The 19,655-nt window shown below is 59.8% G+C and carries 12 protein-coding genes and 1 pseudogene; 11 read left to right on the top strand and 2 right to left on the bottom strand.

The window, feature by feature from the left end:
* Positions 1–197 precede the first annotated feature (197 nt).
* Positions 198–551 (bottom strand): hydroxyisourate hydrolase, encoded by a 354-nt coding sequence (gene uraH / locus O0881_RS23020; protein WP_070303439.1) that lies wholly within the window; start codon positions 549–551, stop codon positions 198–200.
* 121 nt (positions 552–672) lie between these two features.
* Between uraH and puuE the strand changes: the two genes are divergently transcribed.
* From puuE to O0881_RS23070, 10 genes are all read left to right on the top strand, one after another.
* Complete coding sequence (puuE, locus tag O0881_RS23025) at positions 673–1,626, top strand: allantoinase PuuE (RefSeq protein WP_289913250.1); 954 nt, start codon at positions 673–675, stop codon at positions 1,624–1,626.
* A 99-nt stretch (positions 1,627–1,725) separates the two neighbouring features.
* Positions 1,726–3,192 (top strand): xanthine dehydrogenase small subunit, encoded by a 1,467-nt coding sequence (xdhA, locus tag O0881_RS23030; protein ID WP_289913251.1) that lies wholly within the window; start codon positions 1,726–1,728, stop codon positions 3,190–3,192.
* Between the two features lie 10 nt (positions 3,193–3,202).
* A complete protein-coding gene (gene xdhB, locus O0881_RS23035; RefSeq protein WP_099665389.1) occupies positions 3,203–5,548 on the top strand; it encodes a xanthine dehydrogenase molybdopterin binding subunit in 2,346 nt (781 codons plus the stop codon).
* 9 nt (positions 5,549–5,557) lie between these two features.
* Positions 5,558–6,625, top strand: a complete 1,068-nt coding sequence (gene xdhC / locus O0881_RS23040; protein ID WP_289913252.1) for a xanthine dehydrogenase accessory protein XdhC — start codon at positions 5,558–5,560, stop codon at positions 6,623–6,625.
* Positions 6,626–6,634: 9 nt separating this feature from the next.
* Entirely contained in the window at positions 6,635–7,951 is a 1,317-nt protein-coding gene (gene guaD / locus O0881_RS23045; RefSeq protein ID WP_289913253.1) for a guanine deaminase, read from the top strand.
* A gap of 43 nt (positions 7,952–7,994) precedes the next feature.
* Positions 7,995–9,482, top strand: a complete 1,488-nt coding sequence (locus tag O0881_RS23050) for an adenosine deaminase (protein WP_289913254.1) — start codon at positions 7,995–7,997, stop codon at positions 9,480–9,482.
* Between the two features lie 793 nt (positions 9,483–10,275).
* Positions 10,276–13,713: a TonB-dependent receptor gene (locus O0881_RS23055; RefSeq protein WP_289913255.1), complete on the top strand. Its 3,438-nt coding sequence runs from the start codon at positions 10,276–10,278 to the stop codon at positions 13,711–13,713.
* Positions 13,714–13,867: 154 nt separating this feature from the next.
* Complete coding sequence (locus tag O0881_RS23060) at positions 13,868–15,565, top strand: bifunctional metallophosphatase/5'-nucleotidase (protein WP_289913256.1); 1,698 nt, start codon at positions 13,868–13,870, stop codon at positions 15,563–15,565.
* A 17-nt stretch (positions 15,566–15,582) separates the two neighbouring features.
* On the top strand, positions 15,583–16,812 hold the full coding sequence (locus O0881_RS23065; protein ID WP_289913257.1) for a phospholipase D-like domain-containing protein: 1,230 nt from the start codon (positions 15,583–15,585) through the stop codon (positions 16,810–16,812).
* Between the two features lie 2 nt (positions 16,813–16,814).
* Positions 16,815–17,885 carry a S1/P1 nuclease gene (locus O0881_RS23070; RefSeq protein ID WP_289913258.1) on the top strand — a complete coding sequence of 357 codons (1,071 nt, stop codon included), beginning with the start codon at positions 16,815–16,817 and terminating at the stop codon, positions 17,883–17,885.
* A 35-nt stretch (positions 17,886–17,920) separates the two neighbouring features.
* On the opposite strand, the gene O0881_RS23075 is transcribed toward O0881_RS23070, so the two are convergent.
* The gene (locus O0881_RS23075) at positions 17,921–18,685 is read right to left on the bottom strand and encodes a DeoR/GlpR family DNA-binding transcription regulator (RefSeq protein ID WP_289913259.1); all 765 of its coding nucleotides are present in this window, start codon (positions 18,683–18,685) and stop codon (positions 17,921–17,923) included.
* 95 nt (positions 18,686–18,780) lie between these two features.
* Here O0881_RS23075 and O0881_RS23080 point away from each other — a divergent pair.
* Positions 18,781–19,365, top strand: a pseudogene (locus O0881_RS23080) (NUDIX domain-containing protein); the annotation flags it as partial.
* Between the last annotated feature and the right edge of the window lie 290 nt (positions 19,366–19,655).

The following is a 19,655-nucleotide window of genomic DNA, read 5'->3' on the forward strand; positions in this document are numbered from 1 at the left end:
AACAGGACCGTGAAACAACTTTGCGCCGATGATAGTGCTGCAACCAGTGTGAAAGTAGGTTATCGTCAGGCTTGTTATTCGAAAAAACCCCTTCCGGTGATCCGGTTGGGGTTTTTTTACGTCTGGCGGTTTTGTTTTGTCAGCAGACAGGCGTAAAAAAAGCAGCGCTAAGCACTGCCTTTGTCATGTAACGTCGCTTAACTTCCGCGATAGGTCGAATACGACCACGGCGACACTACCAGCGGCACGTGGTAGTTCTCGTCCGTATGCGCAATGCCGAAGGCCAGGGTGACCAGATCGATGAAGCGGGGCGAAGGCAGTTCCACTCCCTGGGCGGCGAAATAGTCGCCTGCGTTAAATACCAGTTCATATTGACCCGCTTTCATGCTCTCGCCTTCCAGCAAAGGCGTGCTGCAGCGGCCATCGCTATTGGTCATATCCATCTTCAATAGCACTTTTCCTTCCGGCGCGACTGAAAACAGGGCCACCTTGACGCCGGCTCCCGGCCTGCCGTGGGCGATATCGAGTACATGCGTGCTGAGTTTTCCCATTTGCTATCCTGTATATAGGGTGAGTGAATGTGCTTATCGTGCAAATCATATACCGGTGACTGCGCCTGGCTATATGATTGGGCATATAGCCAACATTGTCCTCCTATAGGCGCGCCTCCGCATGAACAATTACGAAGATTATCCACGCGACTTGATCGGCTATGGCCGCACGCCCCCGTATCCGCAATGGCCGGGCAAGGCCCGCATCGCCCTGCAATTCGTCCTCAATTACGAGGAAGGGGCGGAAAACAGCGTGCTGCATGGCGATCCTGCCTCGGAAACCTTTTTATCGGAAATGATCGGTGCGGCCGCCTTTCCCGCGCGCCACCTGAGCATGGAGTCGATCTACGAATACGGCTCGCGTGCCGGATTATGGCGCTTGCTGCGCATGTTCGAGGAGCGGCGCCTGCCGCTGACCGTATTCGGCGTATCGATGGCCTTGAAACGCAATCCGGAGGCGGTGGCGGCTTTCCAGGAACTGGGGCATGAAATCGCCTGCCATGGCTTGCGCTGGATTTCCTACCAAAACATGGATGAAGCAACGGAACGCGAACACATGCGCGAAGCCGTGCAGATCATCCGCGAATTGACGGGTTCGGCCCCGCAAGGCTGGTACACGGGGCGCGATTCGCCCAATACGCGCAAACTGGTGGTGGAGCATGGCGGTTTCCGCTACGACGCCGATTACTATGGCGACGATCTGCCATTCTGGGAAAAAGTGGCGTACACGGATGCCGCCGGCATGCCGGCCGTGCAGCCGCAACTGATCGTGCCTTACACCCTGGACACGAACGACATGCGCTTTGCCGCCATGCAAGGCTTTAATTCGGGCACGCAATTTTTCGATTATCTGAAGGATGCCTTCGATGTGTTGTATGCGGAAGGCGATCCGAACGGCTTGAATCAGCCGAAGATGTTGTCGGTGGGCTTGCATTGCCGCCTGGTGGGACGTCCGGGACGGGCCGCGGCGCTGGCGCGCTTTCTCGATTATGTGCAGGGCCATGAGCAGGTGTGGATCACGCGCCGCATCGATATCGCCGAGCACTGGCATGCGACGCATCCCTATGCTGCTTGATGGGTATTGATATTGGATGATAAGTAAAATCAGTCTTTGCATATAGTTGTCCCATATGCCGGTGTTAATCTCCTATACTGGGACTATACCGAGGCCAGCATGTCAGAACCGATCCGCTTTTATTACCGTGGTGCCGTACAGGAAGTACGCAACGCCGCCCCTACGCAGACTGTGTTGCAGCACCTGCGCGAGGATTTGCATTGCACGGGCACCAAGGAAGGCTGCGCCGAAGGCGATTGCGGCGCCTGCACCGTCGTCATCGGCAGCCTGGTCGATGGCCAGGTCGAGATGAAGGCCGTCAACGCCTGCATCCAGCTCACGCCCACCCTCGATGGCAAGGCCCTGTTTTCCGTGGAAGACTTGCAGCAGCCGGACGGCGCCCTGCACCCGGTGCAGCAGGCGATGGTCGAATGCCACGGTTCCCAGTGCGGTTTTTGCACGCCAGGTTTTGTCATGTCCTTGTGGGGCATGTATCTGCAGAAAAACGGCGAGACGCCCACGCGCTGCGAAATCGACGACACCCTGTCGGGCAATCTGTGCCGCTGCACCGGTTACCGGCCCATCATCGATGCCGCCAGACGCATGGTGGAATTGCCGCACGTCACGTTCGATCGCGATGCCTTGAGGGGGCAATTGCAGGCGCTGCAGCGTGGCAGCCTGCATACGTATGAACATGGCGGCCGGCACTTCCACGCGCCGCGCAGCATCGATGAACTGGTGGCGTTGCGCGCGGAAAAGCCGCAAGCGTGCCTGCTGGCCGGTTCCACAGACGTGGGCTTGTGGGTGACCAAGCAATTGCGCGACCTGGGCGACATCATTTATCTGGGCAACGTGGCGGCGCTGAAGACGATTGCCCTCGTTGACGGCAAGCTGCACATCGGCGCCGGCGCCAGCCTGAACGATGCTTACGGGGCGCTGTGCCAGCATTACCCGGAGGAATTGTCGGAACTGTGGCAACGCTTTGCCTCCTTGCCGATTCGTAACGCCGGTACTTTGGGCGGCAATGTGGCCAATGGTTCTCCCATCGGCGACTCGATGCCGTGGCTGATTGCACTGGGCAGCGAGATCGTGCTGCGTGGCCCTGCCGGACAGCGCATCATGCCGCTGGAAAACTTCTATCTGGGGTACCAAAAGAAAGATATGCAGCCAGGCGAATTCGTCGAAGCCGTGCGCGTTCCCTTGCCACGTGCCGACGTGCAATTCCGCACCTATAAACTGGCGAAACGTTTCGACCAGGATATTTCGGCCGTGTGCGCCGCGTTCGCGTTCCGGCTCGATGGCGAACATATCGTCGATGCGCGCATCGCCTTTGGCGGCATGGCGGCCACGCCGCAGCGTGCCGCGCAAACGGAAGCATTTTTGCGTGGACAGGCGTGGACGGAAGAGAACCTGGTCATCGCCATGCGCTTGCTGGCCGACGATTACGCGCCGCTGTCTGACATGCGCGCGTCGACTACCTATCGCATGACGACGGCGCAAAACCTGCTACGCCGCTTCTGGCTGGAAACACGTCCCGCTGCGCCGCTGCTGCGCACGGCCGTCAACGCCTACGCTTGCCGCGCCTGAAAGGACCAGTATGAACCATCCTGCCACGCCCGAACTGCAAGCGGCTGCCTGGGCCGCCGTGGGCAAGCCCAGCCCGCATGAATCGGCACAATTGCATGTGCTGGGACAAGCCACTTACACGGACGACATCGCCGAACTGCAGGGTACCTTGCATGCGGCGCTGGGGCTGTCGCAAAAGCCCCATGCGCGCATTACGGCCATGGATTTGTCGGCCGTGCGCGCCGCTGGCGGTGTCGTTGCCGTCTATACGGCGCAGGACATTCCCGGCACGAATGATTGCGGTCCCATTATCCACGACGATCCCATCCTGGCTTTTGATCTGGTGCAATACGTGGGCCAGCCCATCTTCATCGTTGTGGCCGATACGCATGACCATGCGCGCCGCGCCGCCCGCCTGGCGCAAGTGTCATATGAGGAATTGCCCGCGATCATGACGCCGCAAGCGGCCAAGGCCGCGCAATCGTACGTGCTGCCGCCGATGCAGCTGACGCGCGGCAACTACCAGGCCGCGTTCGAAGGCGCGCCGCACGTGGTCAAGGGCCAGCTGTATGTGGGCGGCCAAGAACAGTTTTATCTGGAAGGACAGATTTCCTACGCCATCCCGAAGGAAGCGCAGGGCATGCTGGTGCTGTGTTCGACCCAGCATCCGAGCGAGATGCAGCACGTGGTGGCGCATGCGCTGGGCGTGCATTCGCACAATATCACCGTCGAGTGCCGGCGCATGGGGGGCGGCTTCGGCGGCAAGGAATCGCAATCGGCCCTGTGGGCGGCGGCGTCATCGATTGCGGCGGCCAAACTGAAGCGTCCCGTGAAATTGCGCGCCGACCGCGACGACGACATGCTGGTGACGGGCAAGCGCCACTGTTTTTACTATGAGTACGAAGTGGGCTACGACGACGAAGGCCGCATCCTTGCCGCCAAGGTCGACATGACCACGCGCGCGGGCTATTCGGCCGACTTGTCCGGCCCTGTCGCCACGCGCGCCGTCTGTCACTTCGACAATACATATTACCTGTCCGACGTGGATATCCGCGCCGCCTGCGGCAAGACGAATACCCAGTCGAACACGGCATTCCGGGGCTTTGGCGGGCCGCAGGGCGCCATTGCCATCGAGTATGTCATCGATGAAATCGCCCGCCACTTGCAACGCGATGCGCTCGATATCCGCCTGCTCAATTTCTATGGCCGCAACGATGCCGAGGGACGCAACGTCACGCCATATGGCCAGAAGATCGTCGACAACGTGATCCATGAACTTGTTGCCGAACTGGAAGAGAGCAGCGATTACCGGGCGCGCCGCCGCGCCATCGATGCCTACAACGAGGCCAGCCCGGTCTTGAAGAAGGGCCTGGCCTTCACGCCCTTGAAATTCGGCATCGCCTTCAACGTCACGCATCTGAACCAGGCGGGCGCCCTCGTGCACGTGTACGTGGATGGCTCCGTGCTGGTCAACCATGGCGGCACGGAAATGGGACAGGGCATCAATACCAAGGTCATGCAGGTGGTGGCGCACGAGCTGGGCCTGGACCTGGACCGCGTGCGGGCCACGGCCACCGATACCAGCAAGGTGGCGAACACGTCGGCCACGGCGGCGTCCACCGGCGCCGACTTGAACGGCAAGGCGGCGCAGGATGCAGCGCGCCAGATCCGTGAACGCCTGGCCGATTACGCGGTCAAACTGTATGGCGGCGACGTTGCTGCTGTGCGCTTCTTTGACAACCATATCCACGTGCATGGCCATGTCGTCGCGTTTGCCGAACTGGTGCAGAAGGCGTATCTGGCCCGCGTACAACTGTGGTCGGACGGTTTCTATGCCACGCCCGGCCTGTCGTGGGATGCGAAGACGATGACGGGTCATCCGTTTTCGTATTACGCGTATGGTGCGGCTGTGGCCGAAGTGGTGGTCGATACCCTGACAGGCGAATGGAAATTGCTGCGTGCGGACGCCTTGTACGATGCGGGCCAGTCATTGAATCCCGCGATTGATCTGGGTCAAGTGGAGGGGGCATTTATCCAGGGCATGGGTTGGCTGACGACGGAGCAGCTGTGGTGGAATGCGGCGGGCAAGCTGATGACGCACGCGCCATCGACGTACAAAATTCCGGGTATTTCCGATTGCCCGGAAGATTTTCGCGTGAAACTGTTTCAGAATCGCAATGTGGAAGACAGCATTCACCGTTCCAAGGCCGTGGGCGAGCCGCCGCTGCTGCTGCCGTTTTCCGTGTTCTTCGCCATCCGCGACGCCATTTCCAGCGTGGGCCATCACGCCGTGCAGCCACCGCTGAATGCCCCCGCCACCAGCGAGGAAATCCTCAAGGCGGTCATGGCCGTGCAAGCGGCGCATGCCGGCGCCTAGGAGTACAGCATGAGCGACTGGCTGACAGCGATGGAGAACGACACGCAGGCATCCGTGCTGGTGACGGTTGCCCTGGTGGAAGGTTCCGGACCGCGCGAGGCGGGGGCGAAGATGCGCGTGACCCTCGATGGCCAGCTGGACACCATCGGTGGCGGCCACCTGGAATTGCGCGCCGTGGAAATCGCCAAGACCATGCTGGCCACGGGCGAGACCCATGCGCGGCTCGAGCGTTTTGCACTGGGCCCCAGCCTGGGACAATGCTGCGGCGGCGTCGTCCACCTGGCATTCGAATATGTCGATGCCAGCCTGAACGAATTGCTGGCCACCTTGCGCGAACGCCGCCAGCAAGACAGCTGGCGTTTGACGGTGCTCGACGGTGAAGCCGTGTCGGCGCTGTTCGATGCTGCCGGTCGCCTGATCGCCGGTACAGGCGCACAGGCGCCCGACACGTTTTCGCGCGAACGCAGTACCCATGTCGCGCAGGATGGCAAGGGCCGGCGCTGGCTGGTCGATCCCTGCCTGGCGCCGCGCGCCCATTTGACCTTGTTTGGCGCCGGCCATGTGGGTGCCGCCATCGTGCGCGCGCTGGCCCACTTGCCCTGCAATATCACCTGGGTCGATGAACGCGAAGACATGTTTCCTGCGCAACTACCGGATAATGTGCGCATCGCCGCCACCGATACGCCCGAGGAATTTGTCGCCATGGCGCCGCCGGGCGGCAGTTTTCTCGTCATGACGCATAGCCATGCGCTCGATCAGCGCTTGACGCAAGCCATCATGGAGCGCGAGGATGCGGGCTGGTTCGGCTTGATCGGTTCGCATACGAAACGCAAGCAGTTCGAGCACCGCCTGCAGGCGCGCGGCGTGCCGGACGCGCGTATTGCCGCCATGGTGTGTCCGATCGGCATGCCCGGCATCCGCAACAAGGCGCCGGCCGTGATCGCCGCGTCCGTTGCCTGTCAACTACTCATGGTGTGGGAGGACGCGGCCGCGGCCGCCCTGGCCGCACCGCTGCGGCTGGCCTCGGCCAGCGCGCCACCGCGACGCGAGAAACGCGCCGCCATTCACCCGTTATAGAAAGAAGTCATGCCGATTGTTCCTGCTACATTGCAAGCTTACCGTGCCAGCTTGCTGCACTTCCACGCCGATCCCGCCTTTAGCGAGGAGGCGCACGCCTGGCATGCGGATGGCTTGCTGATCGTGGCCGATGGCAAGGTCGTGGCCGCCGGCGATTATGCGCAGCTGCAAGCGACTTTGCCGCCCGGCACCGAGATCGTCGATTACCGCGGCAAGCTGATCGTGCCGGGTTTCATCGATACCCATCTGCACTTCCCGCAGACGGAAATGATCGCCTCGCCCGCTCCCGGTTTGCTGCCGTGGCTGGAAACCTATACTTTCCCCACCGAGCGCGCGTTTGAGAATCCTCAACATGCGCGCGATGTGGCCGAGTTTTTCCTCGATGAACTGCTGCGCTGCGGCACCACGACGGCCATGGTGTATGGCAGCGTGCATCCGCAATCGGTCGATGCCTTCTTTGGCGCCAGCGAGGCGCGCGGCTTGCGCATGGTGGCGGGCAAGGTCATGATGGACCGCAATTGCCCCGAGTTCCTGCGCGACACGGCCGAGTCGGGTGCGCGCGAAAGCGAAGAGCTGATCCAGCGCTGGCACAAGCACGGCCGTTCGCTGTATGCGATCACGCCCCGTTTCGTGCCGACGTCCACCAACGAACAGATGCACCTGGCGGGCGAGCTGGCGCGCGCCTATCCGGATACGTATTTGCAGACGCACGTGTCGGAAAACGCGGATGAATGCCGCTGGGTGCGCGAATTGCATCCGCAGGCGCGCAGCTATCTCGATGTGTATGACCAGTACGGCATGCTGCGTCCGCGCGCCATGTTCGGGCACTGTATCTGGCTCGACGAGCGCGACCGCGCGCGCATGGCGGAGACGTCGTCGGCGGCCGCCATTTGTTCTACATCAAACCTGTTCTTGGGCAGCGGCCTGTTCGATTTCGAGCGGGCCGATGCGGCGCGGGTGCTGCTGTCGCTGGCCACCGACGTGGGCGGCGGCACCTCGTTCTCGATGTTGCAAACAATGAACGAAGCCTATAAAGTAGCACGCTTGAAAGGCAGCTATCTGCCCGCCTTGCGCATGTTTTATCTGGCGACACTGGGCGCTGCGCGGGCCATGCAACTGGAGGGCACCCTGGGCAATTTTGCGGCAGGCACGGAAGCGGATTTTATTGTGCTCGACAAGCAATCGACGCCGCTGCTCGAACGCCGCACGGCCGGTTGTCAAAGCCTGGAGGAATTGCTGTTTGCCTTTGCGCTGCTGGGCGACGACCGTGCCGTGGCCGCCACCTATTCAGGCGGCCGATGCGTGCATGTGCGGGGGCAGGGCTGACCTACCCGTTGTTCCATACGAATTATCCTGAGCGAGAACGCGAATGTACAAGAAACTCACTGGCCTGGCGCTTGGCGCCGCGCTGGCCTTGACCGGAACGGCGCAGGCCGCCCCGTCTTCCAATGAAGCAGCCACCGCGCGCCATTTTGCCGCGCTGGTTGCCGGTGCGCAGCCGAAGACGGCCGAGTTGAGCCTGTTCTTTTCCATGATGCCCAAGGGAGGTGACTTGCATCACCATTACTCGGGCGCCATTTACGCCGAGCAATTCCTCGACTGGGTCGACAAGGAAAACTATTGCGTCAACAAGACAACGTATCGCATCGAAAGCAACAAGGACGTCGTGGCGGCCGAGCGCGCCAAGCCGGCCGCGCAGCGTGGATGCCTGTCGTCCACGGAAGTGTTTGCCGATGCGGGCTTGTATGCGGAATTGCTGCAGCGCTGGTCGACCAAGGATTTCTATAATCACGGCGCCATCCAGACGCCGCCGGACCGTACCTTCTTCGATACCTTTGGCTATTTCGGCCCCGTGGCATCCACGAACACGGCCGATGGCCTGAAAACCCTGAAGCAGCGCGCCATCGCGGAAAACCTCAGCTATATTGAGACGATCTTTGAGCTGTCGCCATTCGTGCAAAACGCGCAGTTCGACCAGCAAGTGCTGGCGCCGGGCTTGCAGCCGGCCGCGCTGCAAGCGTTGCTGGCCAACTGGACAGGCAGCCTGGAGCAGGATGCCGGCTTCCAGAAAAGCATCACCGCCTACAACGACAACGTCAACGCCAGCAGCGCCGGCATCGACGATGCGCACTTCACCATGCGTTACCAGGCGTATGTGTTGCGTTTCCTGTCGCCATCGCAAGTTTTTTCCTCGATGGTGGCCGCGTTCAAGGCAGCGAGCCTGAATCCCTTGCTGGTGGGCGTGAACATCGTGGGCCAGGAAAGCGTGAACGTGTCGATGCGCGATTACAGCCTGCACATGGAAATGTTCAAGTTCCTCAAGGCAAAGTATCCGAACGTTAAGATCGCCTTGCACGCCGGCGAGCTGGCGCTGGGCATGGTGCCGCCGGAAGGCATGGCTTTCCATATCGCCGAAGCCGTCGATGTGGCGGGCGCCGACCGTATCGGTCACGGCATGGATATCGCCTACGAGCACAATGCGCTGGCGACCATGCAAAAGATGCGTGAACGGGGCATCCCCGTGGAAGTGAACCTGACCAGTAACGATTACATTCTCGGCATCAAGGGTCAGGCCCATCCGATCACCCTGTACCGTAAATATGGCGTGCCCTTCGTCATCTCCACCGATGACGCGGGCGTCTCGCGCAATACCCTGTCGAATGAATACGTGCTGTTTGCCAGCCAGTACAAGACCGATTATGCGGAGATCAAAAAGCTGTCGTATAACAGCTTGCGGTACTCGTTCCTGGCGGAAGCGGACAAGCAACGTTTGCTGAAAGCACTCGATGCCCGTTTCACCCGCTTTGAAGCGCAAATTGCCGCGGCCGACAAGGCAGGCAAGAACAGCAAACCGTAAGTTGCGCGACGTTCACAACTGATACTCTCAGGACGGCCGGATATTCCGGCCGTTTTCATTTCTCCCCCTCAAATCCCGGTAATGTATTTTTGTTAATTTTGTGGCGGCCATGCGACACAATTAACGGCAGATGCACGACTTTGTCCAATTTCTTGGATGAATCAATTTCAAGTACATATTGCTCATTTATAATCACGCGCCATAAGCCCGGACGCTGTCAGCACGATATCAATCCAGCTAGTTACCCCACGCTATTTATACTTAAAATATATAAATATGTAAAAAAAAACGTATTTGTCATCCATTTTTTGATGATGCATAGTGGGATGAATGTGATATTAAAAAGTCACAATTCATATGGCTGATAGCGTATGAAGATGGGTATTTGCAGTAAATAAAGGTGAGATGCAGAGTGAAACAAACAGTCGCGCAGCTAAATGACGACATTCCTCTGCATTTTACCGCCGTGTCACAGTCTTGAAATATTTAACAATTACACTCGCGGCTTGCCATGTTCGCCGGGTAAGCCTGTCGGGTGAATGACACAGGAGCTAGCGCCCTGGGTCGTACGGATCGGTCGCAGTTTTTTCCGCCGTTATTGTCTGAATAGGAATGGTTGTGATGTGTGGAGCGGCGTTTTGTGATGGTCTTGTCAGGACCGCAGCCAGTCCCGCCGGCGTAACAGTTGCAGCATCGTAAAGAGGAAATGTTGTGTTTGTTTTGCTGTGCGGCGCAGCCGGATGGTGGGGCAATCCAGGATTTTCAAAAATAATAGTCTTTTCTGGGGTTAAAGATGATCAATCACAAGCGACTTCGGCTAACGCAAATCGCGTTCAGCCTGTCTATTGCACTGGCGGCGGCACCATCGTTCGCACAGAACACTACGTCTTCCATTGGCGGCCGTATCTCGGCCACCGACGGCAAGCCGGCAGCTGGCGCCACTGTTACCATCGTGCACACCGAATCGGGTTCCGTCAGCAATGTGACGACCGATGCGGAAGGCCGTTACGTCGCCCGCGGCTTGCGCGCTGGCGGTCCCTACACCATCACCATCACGAAGAATGGTGAAGTTGAAAAACGCGAAGGCGTGTTCCTGGAACTGGCCGAAACGGCCAATGTGGACGCCACCTTGGGCGCCCAGATGCAAGTCGTGAACGTGACGGGTACAGGCGCACGCGCACAGATCTTTAACCGCAGCAACATGGGTGCCGGCACCAACATTGGCGCCAATGAGCTGGCCATGCAGGCGTCGATCCAGCGCAATCTGCAAGATTACGCCCGTTCCGACCCGCGTGTTTCGCAAACCGACAAAGAGCGCGGCGAATTGTCCGTTGCCGGTCAAAACTCGCGCTACAACTCGATGACCATCGATGGCGTGGCGGTGAACGACACCTTCGGCCTGGAATCGAACGGCAGCCCGACTGCCAAGCAACCGATTTCGATCGAGGCGATCCAGTCCGTGCAAGTGAACGTCGCCAACTACGACGTGACGCAAAAAGGCTATACGGGCGCCAATATCAATGCCGTGACCAAGTCCGGTACCAATGATGTCAAGGGCAGCGTCTACTACGTGTTCCGTAATGACCGGATGGCCGGTGACCGTTACGACAACGTCAAAGACAGCTATTACGCGCCAGCGCCGTTCCGCGAAACGACCAAGGGTGCTTCCGTCGGCGGCCCCCTGATCAAGGATAAACTGTTCTTCTTCGCCAACAAGGAAAAGCTGGAAAGCACGCGCACTGCGCCAAACTTTGGTCCAATTGGCAGCTCGATGACGAACGTCGGTATTACCGAATCCGCTATTTCGGCTTTACAGACGATTGCCAAGGATAAGTACAACTTGCCAGTCGGTACCACGGCAGTTCCCGCAGGCACGAAGTTGACGGTTGATGATGTCTTGCTGAAACTGGACTGGAACATCAACGACAACCATCGCGCGATGGTTCGCTACTCCAAAACCGATCAGTCCGAGCCGATGTTTACTGGTGTATCGGATAGCGGCATCGCCCTGAACTCGGCATGGCGTTCGCAAAACAAGTCGATCGAGACCATCGTCGGCCAGTGGTTTGCCGACTGGACGCCGAATTTCTCGACGGAATTCAAGGTGTCGTCGCGCGACTATGAAAGTCTGCCGAAGAACAATTCCACCCTGCCAACCATGTCCCTCAAGTTTACGGGTGACGTGCCAGCGGGATCGCCTGCAGGTATCTCGACCAAAGACCGCTACCTGAACTTTGGTACCGACCAGTCGTACCAGTTCAACGTCTTGCGCACCAAGACCAAAGATGCCTACCTGGGCGCCAACTGGGCCTTGGGTGACCATGAAGTCAAGTTTGGTACCGACTTTAGCAAGAACGATGTCTACAATGCGTTCCTGCAAAACGTGAACGGTAACTACACCTTCGGTTGTATCAATAACGTTGGCTACTCGTTTGTCAAACCGAACCCGGATGGCAGCACTAGTTTCAACTGCAACAATTCACCGACGCTTCAGCAACAAGCCATCCTGGAAAACTTCCGCATTGGACGCCCGAGCTCTTATCAGGTTCAGGTACCGTTGGCAGGCGGCTCCCTGGAAAACGCCATTGCTGATTTCAGCCTGAAAAACTATGGCTTCTTCGCTCAAGACGTATGGACCGTCAACAAACAGTTGACCGTGCAATATGGCGTGCGCGTGGACAAGGCCGGCATCAGCGATCGTCCGCTGTACAACGCCGCGGCAGCTGCACCTTTGGTTGCTGGCAACGCTCAGACTGGCAAGGCACAAAGCGGCGGTTTTGGCTTGAACAATACGCAAACCATCGATGGCCAGACGCTGTGGCAGCCACGCGTGGGCTTCAACTACAAGTTTGAGAGCGCCCGTCCTACCCAGTTGCGCGGCGGCTTCGGCCTGTTCCAGGGCGCGGCAGCCACGGTCTGGATGTCGAATCCGTTCGCCAATCCTGGCGTGGCGACCCGTATCGTCGGTTGCGGCACCAGCGGCTTCAAGGCTTGCCCAACCGTCGGTGGCTTGTTCAATCCTGATCCGAATGCGCAGCCGACGAACTTCGCTGATGCCGCGCCTGCGGCTAACGTGGACTTCCTGTCGCCTAGCTTGCGTCAGCCATCGATCTGGAAGGGCAACCTGGCATTCGAACACGAGTTGCCATGGATGGGTCTGGTTTTCGGCGCGGAATACCTGCGTACGCAAAACAAGGATGCCATTTACTATGAGCATCTGAACCTGGGCGCGGCGACGCGTAAGGGGACCGATGGCCGTGAGCTGTACTACGGTGCCGGTGCTTACAATACGAATTGCTGGACTTCCACTGGTGGCTTGTCGGCGACGAACACGGGCTGCTCCGGTTCCATCGTTGCCAAGGCACTCAAGAATCCTGCTTTCAACAACGTCATGGTTGCCCAGAAAACTGACAAGGGCGCAGGCAATCTGGTAACCCTGTCGGTTAGCCAGCCTATGACCAAGGGCTTCGGCTGGTCGGTTGCCTACACGTACACGGATGCAACGGAAGTGTCGCCTTTGACCTCGTCGGTATCGACGTCGAACTTCAACGCCCGTTCGATTTTCAATCCGAACGAAAACGTTGCCGCCAATTCCGGCTACCTGGTAAAAGACCGCTTCAATGCAGTGTTGAACTTCCAGAAGCGTTTCTTCGACAATTACAAGACCAGCTTCGGTCTGTTCTATGAAGGCCGCAAGGGCAAGCCATTCAGCTGGACCTACAGCAATGACTTGAACGGTGACGGCGTCAGCGGCAACGATTTGATGTACATCCCATCGAAACCGGGTTCGGGCGAAGTGGTGTTCCGTGGTGATACGGCAACCAATCACGCCAACGAAGACCGTTTCTGGGCATTTGTTAACGCAAACGGTGACCTGCGCAGCGCGAAAGGCGGCGTGGTGAAGCGTAACGACAGCTTCTCGCCTTGGACCAACAGCTTCGACATGCGTGTCAGCCAGGAAGTCCCAGGCTTCTTCAAAGGCAACAAAGGCGTGTTGACGATGGACTTCTTCAACGTGGGCAACATGATCAACCGCAAGTGGGGCCGTATCAATGAAATGGCTTTCCGCTCGGCTGGTGGTCAAACGCGTAACTTTGTTGATTTTGCGGGTCTCGATGCTCAAGGCCGTTATATCTACCAAGTGCGTGACAAGGTAGAGGACTACACCGTGCGTCAACAAAAGGGTGAGTCCCAATGGGCAATCCAGGCTACGGTCAAGTACGAGTTCTAATCTCGACGCTTGATTGAAGTTGCAAACGGCTGGTGGCGACACCGGCCGTTTTTTCGTTTATGTTCTGCTTTCTTGTAATGCTCGGATGGGCTTGCGGCGCGCGGCGTCCCCCGGATGAGGTAGATTTTTTGATAACTATGACTACGTGGGGACCATGAAACATCATCTGACACCACTCGCCGCAGCGGCGGCCCTGACCTTGCTGCTGGCCGCCTGCGCCACGCCTCCCACGCCTTCCGCGGCGCCCGTTGATATCAACCTGGTCGCCCTGAACGATTTTCACGGCAATCTCGACCGCAGCAAATTTAGCTACACGAGCGTCGCTGATGCTGAGCGCAAGACGGTGCAGGCCGGTGGCATCGATACCTTGTCCGGCGCATTGACGGCGTGGCGGCGCGAAGACGCGCAGCTGATTTTTGTCGGCAATGGCGACCTGGTCGGCGCGAGCCCCGCCATGTCGGCCCTGTGGGCGGACGAGCCGAGCATCGTTGCCATGAACATGCTGGGCATGAAGGCCAGTTCCGTCGGCAACCATGAATTTGACCAGGGCAAGGCGGAACTGTTGCGTCAGCAGCGCGGCGGTTGCGACTCGTCGCGCGCCGACAAGGCATGCAAGTTCACACCCGACTTCAAGGGCGCCAGCTATACCTATATGGCGGCCAATGTCATCGACACGCAGACGGGCAAGTCGCTGCTGCCCGCCTACCGCATCGAAGAGGCGCATGGCGTCAAGGTGGGCCTTATCGGCGCCGTGCTGAAAGATACGCCGTCCGTGGTGACGGCCGCCGGCATTTCCGGTTTGCAATTCGGTGATGAAGCGGATGCCATCAACGCCACCTTGCCGCAGCTGCGCGCGCAGGGCGTTGGCGTGTTCGTCGTGCTGCTGCACCAGGGCGGCGAGACGAAGGAAGCCGTCGACCAGCCCGATTGCAGCCAGCTGAAGGGCGAAGTGGTGGATGTGGTGAAACGTCTCGATCCGGCGATTCAGCTGGTCATCAGCGGCCATTCGCACCAGGGCTATTTGTGCCGCGTCGATGGCCGCCTGGTGACGCAGGCACAAATGGGCGGACACATGTTGACGCGCATCAAGCTCAAGGTCGATCCTGTCAAGAATGCGCTGATCGATGCCAGCGCGCAAAACGTGGTCATGCTGCCAGGCATGTATGAGCCGGACCCGGCCGTGGCAGCTTACCTGGAATCGGTGAAGCAGCGCAGCGCGGCCGAATTGTCGCGTCCCGTGGCCGCCATCGCCGTGCCCACCGTGGGCCGCAGCACCAAGGGCGGCGGCGCATCCCCGCTGGGTGACCTGGTGGCCGACAGCACCTTATTTGGCGCGCGCGCAGCCGGCGCGCAAATTGGCCTGATGAACAATGGCGGCATCCGCAAGGACCTGGAAGCAGGCGCCGACTTGATGACGAACGTGGGCCAGAACCAGGCCGTGGTGCCGTTTGGCAATACCCTGATCGTCGTGAGTCTTTCCGGCGCGCAAATCCGTACCTTGCTCGAGCAGCAATGGCCGGGCGAAGAGGCCGGCGAGGGCAATCTGCTGCAAGTGTCCCAAGGTTTTAGCTACCGCTGGGACAGCACGCAGCCGCAAGGCCAGCGCGTGGTGCCGGGCAGCATCATGCTGAATGGCATTCCTCTTGAAGACAATCAACAATACCGAGTCGCCGCCAACAGTTTCCTGGCCGGTGGCGGCGACCGCTTCACCGTGCTGGCGGCCGGCACGCGCCGCCTGGACACGGGCGTGCGCGACATCGACGCCTTCAGCAATTACCTGATCGACCGCGCGCGCGCCGGCAAGCCGGCTGGCAGCGCCACGGCGGCCGGCCGCATCGTGCGCGTCAAATAACATTACAAGGAATAACCATGCGTCGCTTATTTGTTTCTATCGTTCTCTCCAGTCTGTTCGCGGGCACGGCCCATGCCGATTTCACGATTCCCGGCTTTGAGCTGGTGCACACCTCGCCCGTGGAAACGAGCTTGACCAATCCCGACCTGCGCGAGCCCGTCACCGTGTGGAGCGAGCTGTTTGATTCGGCCAAGAAAGAAATCGTCATCGCCCAGTTCTATGCCGTCAGCAAGCCGGGCACGGCCTTTGAAAAAGTGCTGGCGAGCCTGACGGCCGCAGGCCAGCGCGGCGTGAAAATCCGCTTCCTGCTGGACCAGAAGGGCGTGGGCCTGTCGGAAGCGGCGACCATCGCCCAGATCAAGACGATTCCGAACCTGGACTTGCGCCTCATCGATTTCAATAAAATCACGGGCAATGGCATCGTGCACGCGAAATACCTGGCCGTCGATGGCCAGGTGGCATACATCGGCAGTCAGAATTTCGACTGGCGCTCGTTCGAGCACATCCATGAGACGGGCTTGAAGATCACGGAGCCAGGCATGGTGAGCCAGGTGCAAGCGATTTTTGAACAGGATTGGCAAGCCCAGGCATTGACGTCGCAAGGCAGCCGCGCCACGGTGCTCAACAGCAAGATCGTGCCTGCCAATTACGCGCAAAACGCCTTCCTGCTGGCCAGCCCTAATGCCTACAACCCGGCCGGCGTTGGGGACTCGGAAACGGGCTTGCCCGCCTTGCTGGCGGAAGCGAAAAGCGAAGTGCGCATCCAGCTGCTCGACTACGCGCCCCTGTCCTACGGCCCGAACCGCACGCGGCCGTACTACGCCGTGATCGATAACGCCGTGCGCGCGGCCGCCCAGCGCGGCGTGAAAATCAAGCTGATGGTATCCGCCTGGAACACGGAGGCGCCTGCCATCGCTTACCTGAAAAGCCTGGCCCTGGTGCCGAACGTGGAAATCCGCATCGTGACGATACCCACGGCGTCGACGGGTTTCATCCCGTTCGCGCGCGTGATCCACAGCAAGACCATGAGCATCGACGGCAAGCTGGCCTGGGTCGGCACGAGCAACTGGGCGGGCGGCTATTTCGACCTGTCGCGCAACCTGGAAGTGGTGTTGCGCAACGATGCCATGGCGCAGCGTATTGCCGCGCTGCATGAGCAGACGTGGAGCTCGGCGTATGCCCAGCCTATCGATATCAACAAGCAATATCCGAAGCCGGCCAAGGCGACGCCGCAAGGCAAGGAGTGAACATGAAAAAACTGCTGACGGTGCTGGCGCTGGGTGCGGCTTTCTCCTCCGGCAATGCGCTGGCGTGGGGCAACGACGGCCACCGTGCCGTGGGCGCCATCGCCGATCAGTTGCTCAAGGGTAGCGCGGCGCAGGCGCGGCTGGAGAAATTGCTGTTGCCCGGCGAAAGCCTGGAAAAGATCGCCAACTGGCCCGATTGCGTGAAGGGCACGTATTGCGGCCCACAATCGCCGGAAATGTTGACCTATGTCGCGGCGAACCCCAAGCATGGCGAATACCATTACACGAATGTGCCGTTCCAGAACGCGCACTACCACGACCATGGCGTGGGCACGGCCGATGACGATATCGTGCAGACGCTCAAGCAGGCGATCCTGGTGTTGCAAGGCAAGGCCGATGCGGCCAGCAATCCGCACGGCTTCAGCCAGCGCGAAGCTTTGATTTTGATCACGCATCTGGTCGGTGATATCCACCAGCCATTGCATGTGGGCAATGCGTTTGTCGGCAAGGATGGCCAGTTTTTCGTGCCCGCCACGCAGGCGCAGATTGACGATGTCACCATTTTCAATGCGCGCGGCGGCAATGACTTGCTGCTCGACGATGCGAAGATGACGGCGCTGTCGGATGCCGTGATCCCCGCGCCGCTGCCGGCCGAGGATGGCGCGGCCAAGCCCGCCAGCGCGTATCCGAAGTCGCCCACCAAGCCCCTGCATTCATATTGGGACACGACCGTCGTCGATTACGCCATGCGCCGCCTGAGCACGCGCACGCCGAAGCAGTTCGCGCGCACCGTGATCGCCAGCGCGCCTGTGGTCAGCGCCAATAGCGGCGACCCCGCCACCTGGCCGTATCAATGGGCCGATGCCTCGCTGGCGGCGTCAAAGATTGCCTTCACGGATGTGGTGGCCGGCCCGGCCACGCAGCAGACCAGCCGCAAGGGCGATGTCTACAACGTGTGGAACTTGAACGTGCCGGACCATTATCCCGTGCCCAGTTCGGCGCTGGCGAAGCAGCAGTTGATCGAGGGCGGCTATCGCCTGGCCGCCGTGCTGCAGGCGATCTGGCCGCAGTAAAGTGTCATGCGAAAGCGGCCTGCGGGCCGCTTTTTTCATGCCAGGGTGATGCTGATCCCCATCTCGCGGTAGGGCGCGATCAGGGCGTCTTCCACGTCGCGGTGCACGATGATGTCGTTGACCTGGCTCAAGGGGACGATTTGAAACGGCGAGGCCGTATTGAACTTTTCCGGCGAAGCCAGCACGACAGTGCGGCTGGACGCTTTGCTCAGCGCGCGTTTCACGCACGCTTCTTCATGATCCCCCGTAGTGATGCCCGCTTGTGGATGCAGGCTGGACACGCCCATGAAATACACGTCGGCGCGGATGCGGCCGATGGCTTCCACGGTGGCCGCACCGACACCCACGATCGAGTGCTTGTACAGGCGCCCGCCCAGCATCAGCACCTCGACGCCGGGGTGATTCACCAGCTCGACGGCAATCGAGGGACTGTGCGTGACGATGGTGGCGCGCAATTCCCGCGGCAGCTGGCGCGCCAGTTGCACGGCAGTCGTGCCGCCATCGAGAAATACCACTTGTCCCGTTTGTATCATGGCACCCGCCGCGCGACCGATGGCGGGCTTGGCTTCCAGCGAAAGCTGTTCGCGCCCGGCGAACGGCGCCAGCGCGGGCGAACGGGGCAGCAAGGGCAGGGCGCCGCCGTGCACGCGCTCCAATAAACCCTCTTTCGCCAGTTCGCGCAGGTCGCGGCGTATCGTGTCTTCCGACAAGCCCAGGCTATCGCTGACGGCCTTGGCGACGATCTGGCCTTCGCGTTGGAGCAAGTCCAGCAGGTATTGTTTGCGTTGATGTGTCAGCATGATTTTTCTTGTATTTTCTTGTATTTTCTTGATATTGCACGAGTTTGCATGATAAAGTCGGCAAAGGCAAGCATATACAAGCACAAGGAGACACTATGCGTGAAGAAAATAGCAAGCAGGAACGGGTCCGCATCCACGGCGTGCAGACCCTGTCGCACGACTGGTATTTATTGCAGAAAACCACGTTCGACTATCTGCGCCGCGATGGACAGTGGCAGACGCAGACGCGGGAAACCTATGACCGGGGCGATGGGGCCACCATCTTGCTCTACAACAAAGTCAAACGCACGGTGATTTTGATCCGCCAGTTCCGCTTTCCCACCTACCGCGAAGGCCACGACGGTTTCCTCATCGAATCGGCGGCCGGCTTGCTGGAAGAGGCCAGCGCGGAACAGCGCATCCGCGCCGAAGTGGAAGAAGAAACGGGCTATGCGGTGGGCGCCGTGCATAAAGTGTTCGAGGCTTTCATGAGCCCCGGTTCCGTGACGGAGCGCCTGCATTTTTTTGTGGCCGAATACGATCCGGCCAGCCGCATCGGCGATGGCGGCGGCCTGGCGCACGAGGGCGAGGATATCGAAGTGCTGGAACTGCCCCTGGCGCAAGCGCTGCAGATGGTGGCCGATGGCCGCATCTGCGACGGCAAGACCATCATGCTGCTGCAGCATGCGCAGTTGCACTTGATGCCGCGCAAAAGAGGACTGCAGATTTTAGTAGCTGGCCCGTATCGTTCCGGCACGGGCGACGACCCCGTCTTGATGCAGCGCAATGTGGACGCCATGCAAGCCGTCTGCCTGCCCCTGTATGCCAAGGGACACATGCCCGTGCTCGGTGAATGGCTGGCTTTGCCCATGCTGGCGCTGGCCGGTTCCACCCGGGTGGGCGACCTTGTGTACGAAGAACTGTTCCACGCGCATGCGACGCGTTTATTGAACCATTGTGATGCCGTGCTGCGCATCGGTGGCGCGTCGCT

Origin of the sequence: Janthinobacterium sp. SUN100 (assembly GCF_030397705.1) — a bacterium.
Taxonomy (GTDB): domain Bacteria; phylum Pseudomonadota; class Gammaproteobacteria; order Burkholderiales; family Burkholderiaceae_D; genus Janthinobacterium; species Janthinobacterium kumbetense.

Coding starts and splice junctions, on each gene's coding strand:
- uraH (WP_070303439.1), bottom strand. CDS start 551: ATGGGAAAACTCAGCACGCATGTACTCGATATCGCCCACGGCAGGCCG.
- puuE (WP_289913250.1), top strand. CDS start 673: ATGAACAATTACGAAGATTATCCACGCGACTTGATCGGCTATGGCCGC.
- xdhA (WP_289913251.1), top strand. CDS start 1,726: ATGTCAGAACCGATCCGCTTTTATTACCGTGGTGCCGTACAGGAAGTA.
- xdhB (WP_099665389.1), top strand. CDS start 3,203: ATGAACCATCCTGCCACGCCCGAACTGCAAGCGGCTGCCTGGGCCGCC.
- xdhC (WP_289913252.1), top strand. CDS start 5,558: ATGAGCGACTGGCTGACAGCGATGGAGAACGACACGCAGGCATCCGTG.
- guaD (WP_289913253.1), top strand. CDS start 6,635: ATGCCGATTGTTCCTGCTACATTGCAAGCTTACCGTGCCAGCTTGCTG.
- O0881_RS23050 (WP_289913254.1), top strand. CDS start 7,995: ATGTACAAGAAACTCACTGGCCTGGCGCTTGGCGCCGCGCTGGCCTTG.
- O0881_RS23055 (WP_289913255.1), top strand. CDS start 10,276: ATGATCAATCACAAGCGACTTCGGCTAACGCAAATCGCGTTCAGCCTG.
- O0881_RS23060 (WP_289913256.1), top strand. CDS start 13,868: ATGAAACATCATCTGACACCACTCGCCGCAGCGGCGGCCCTGACCTTG.
- O0881_RS23065 (WP_289913257.1), top strand. CDS start 15,583: ATGCGTCGCTTATTTGTTTCTATCGTTCTCTCCAGTCTGTTCGCGGGC.
- O0881_RS23070 (WP_289913258.1), top strand. CDS start 16,815: ATGAAAAAACTGCTGACGGTGCTGGCGCTGGGTGCGGCTTTCTCCTCC.
- O0881_RS23075 (WP_289913259.1), bottom strand. CDS start 18,685: ATGCTGACACATCAACGCAAACAATACCTGCTGGACTTGCTCCAACGC.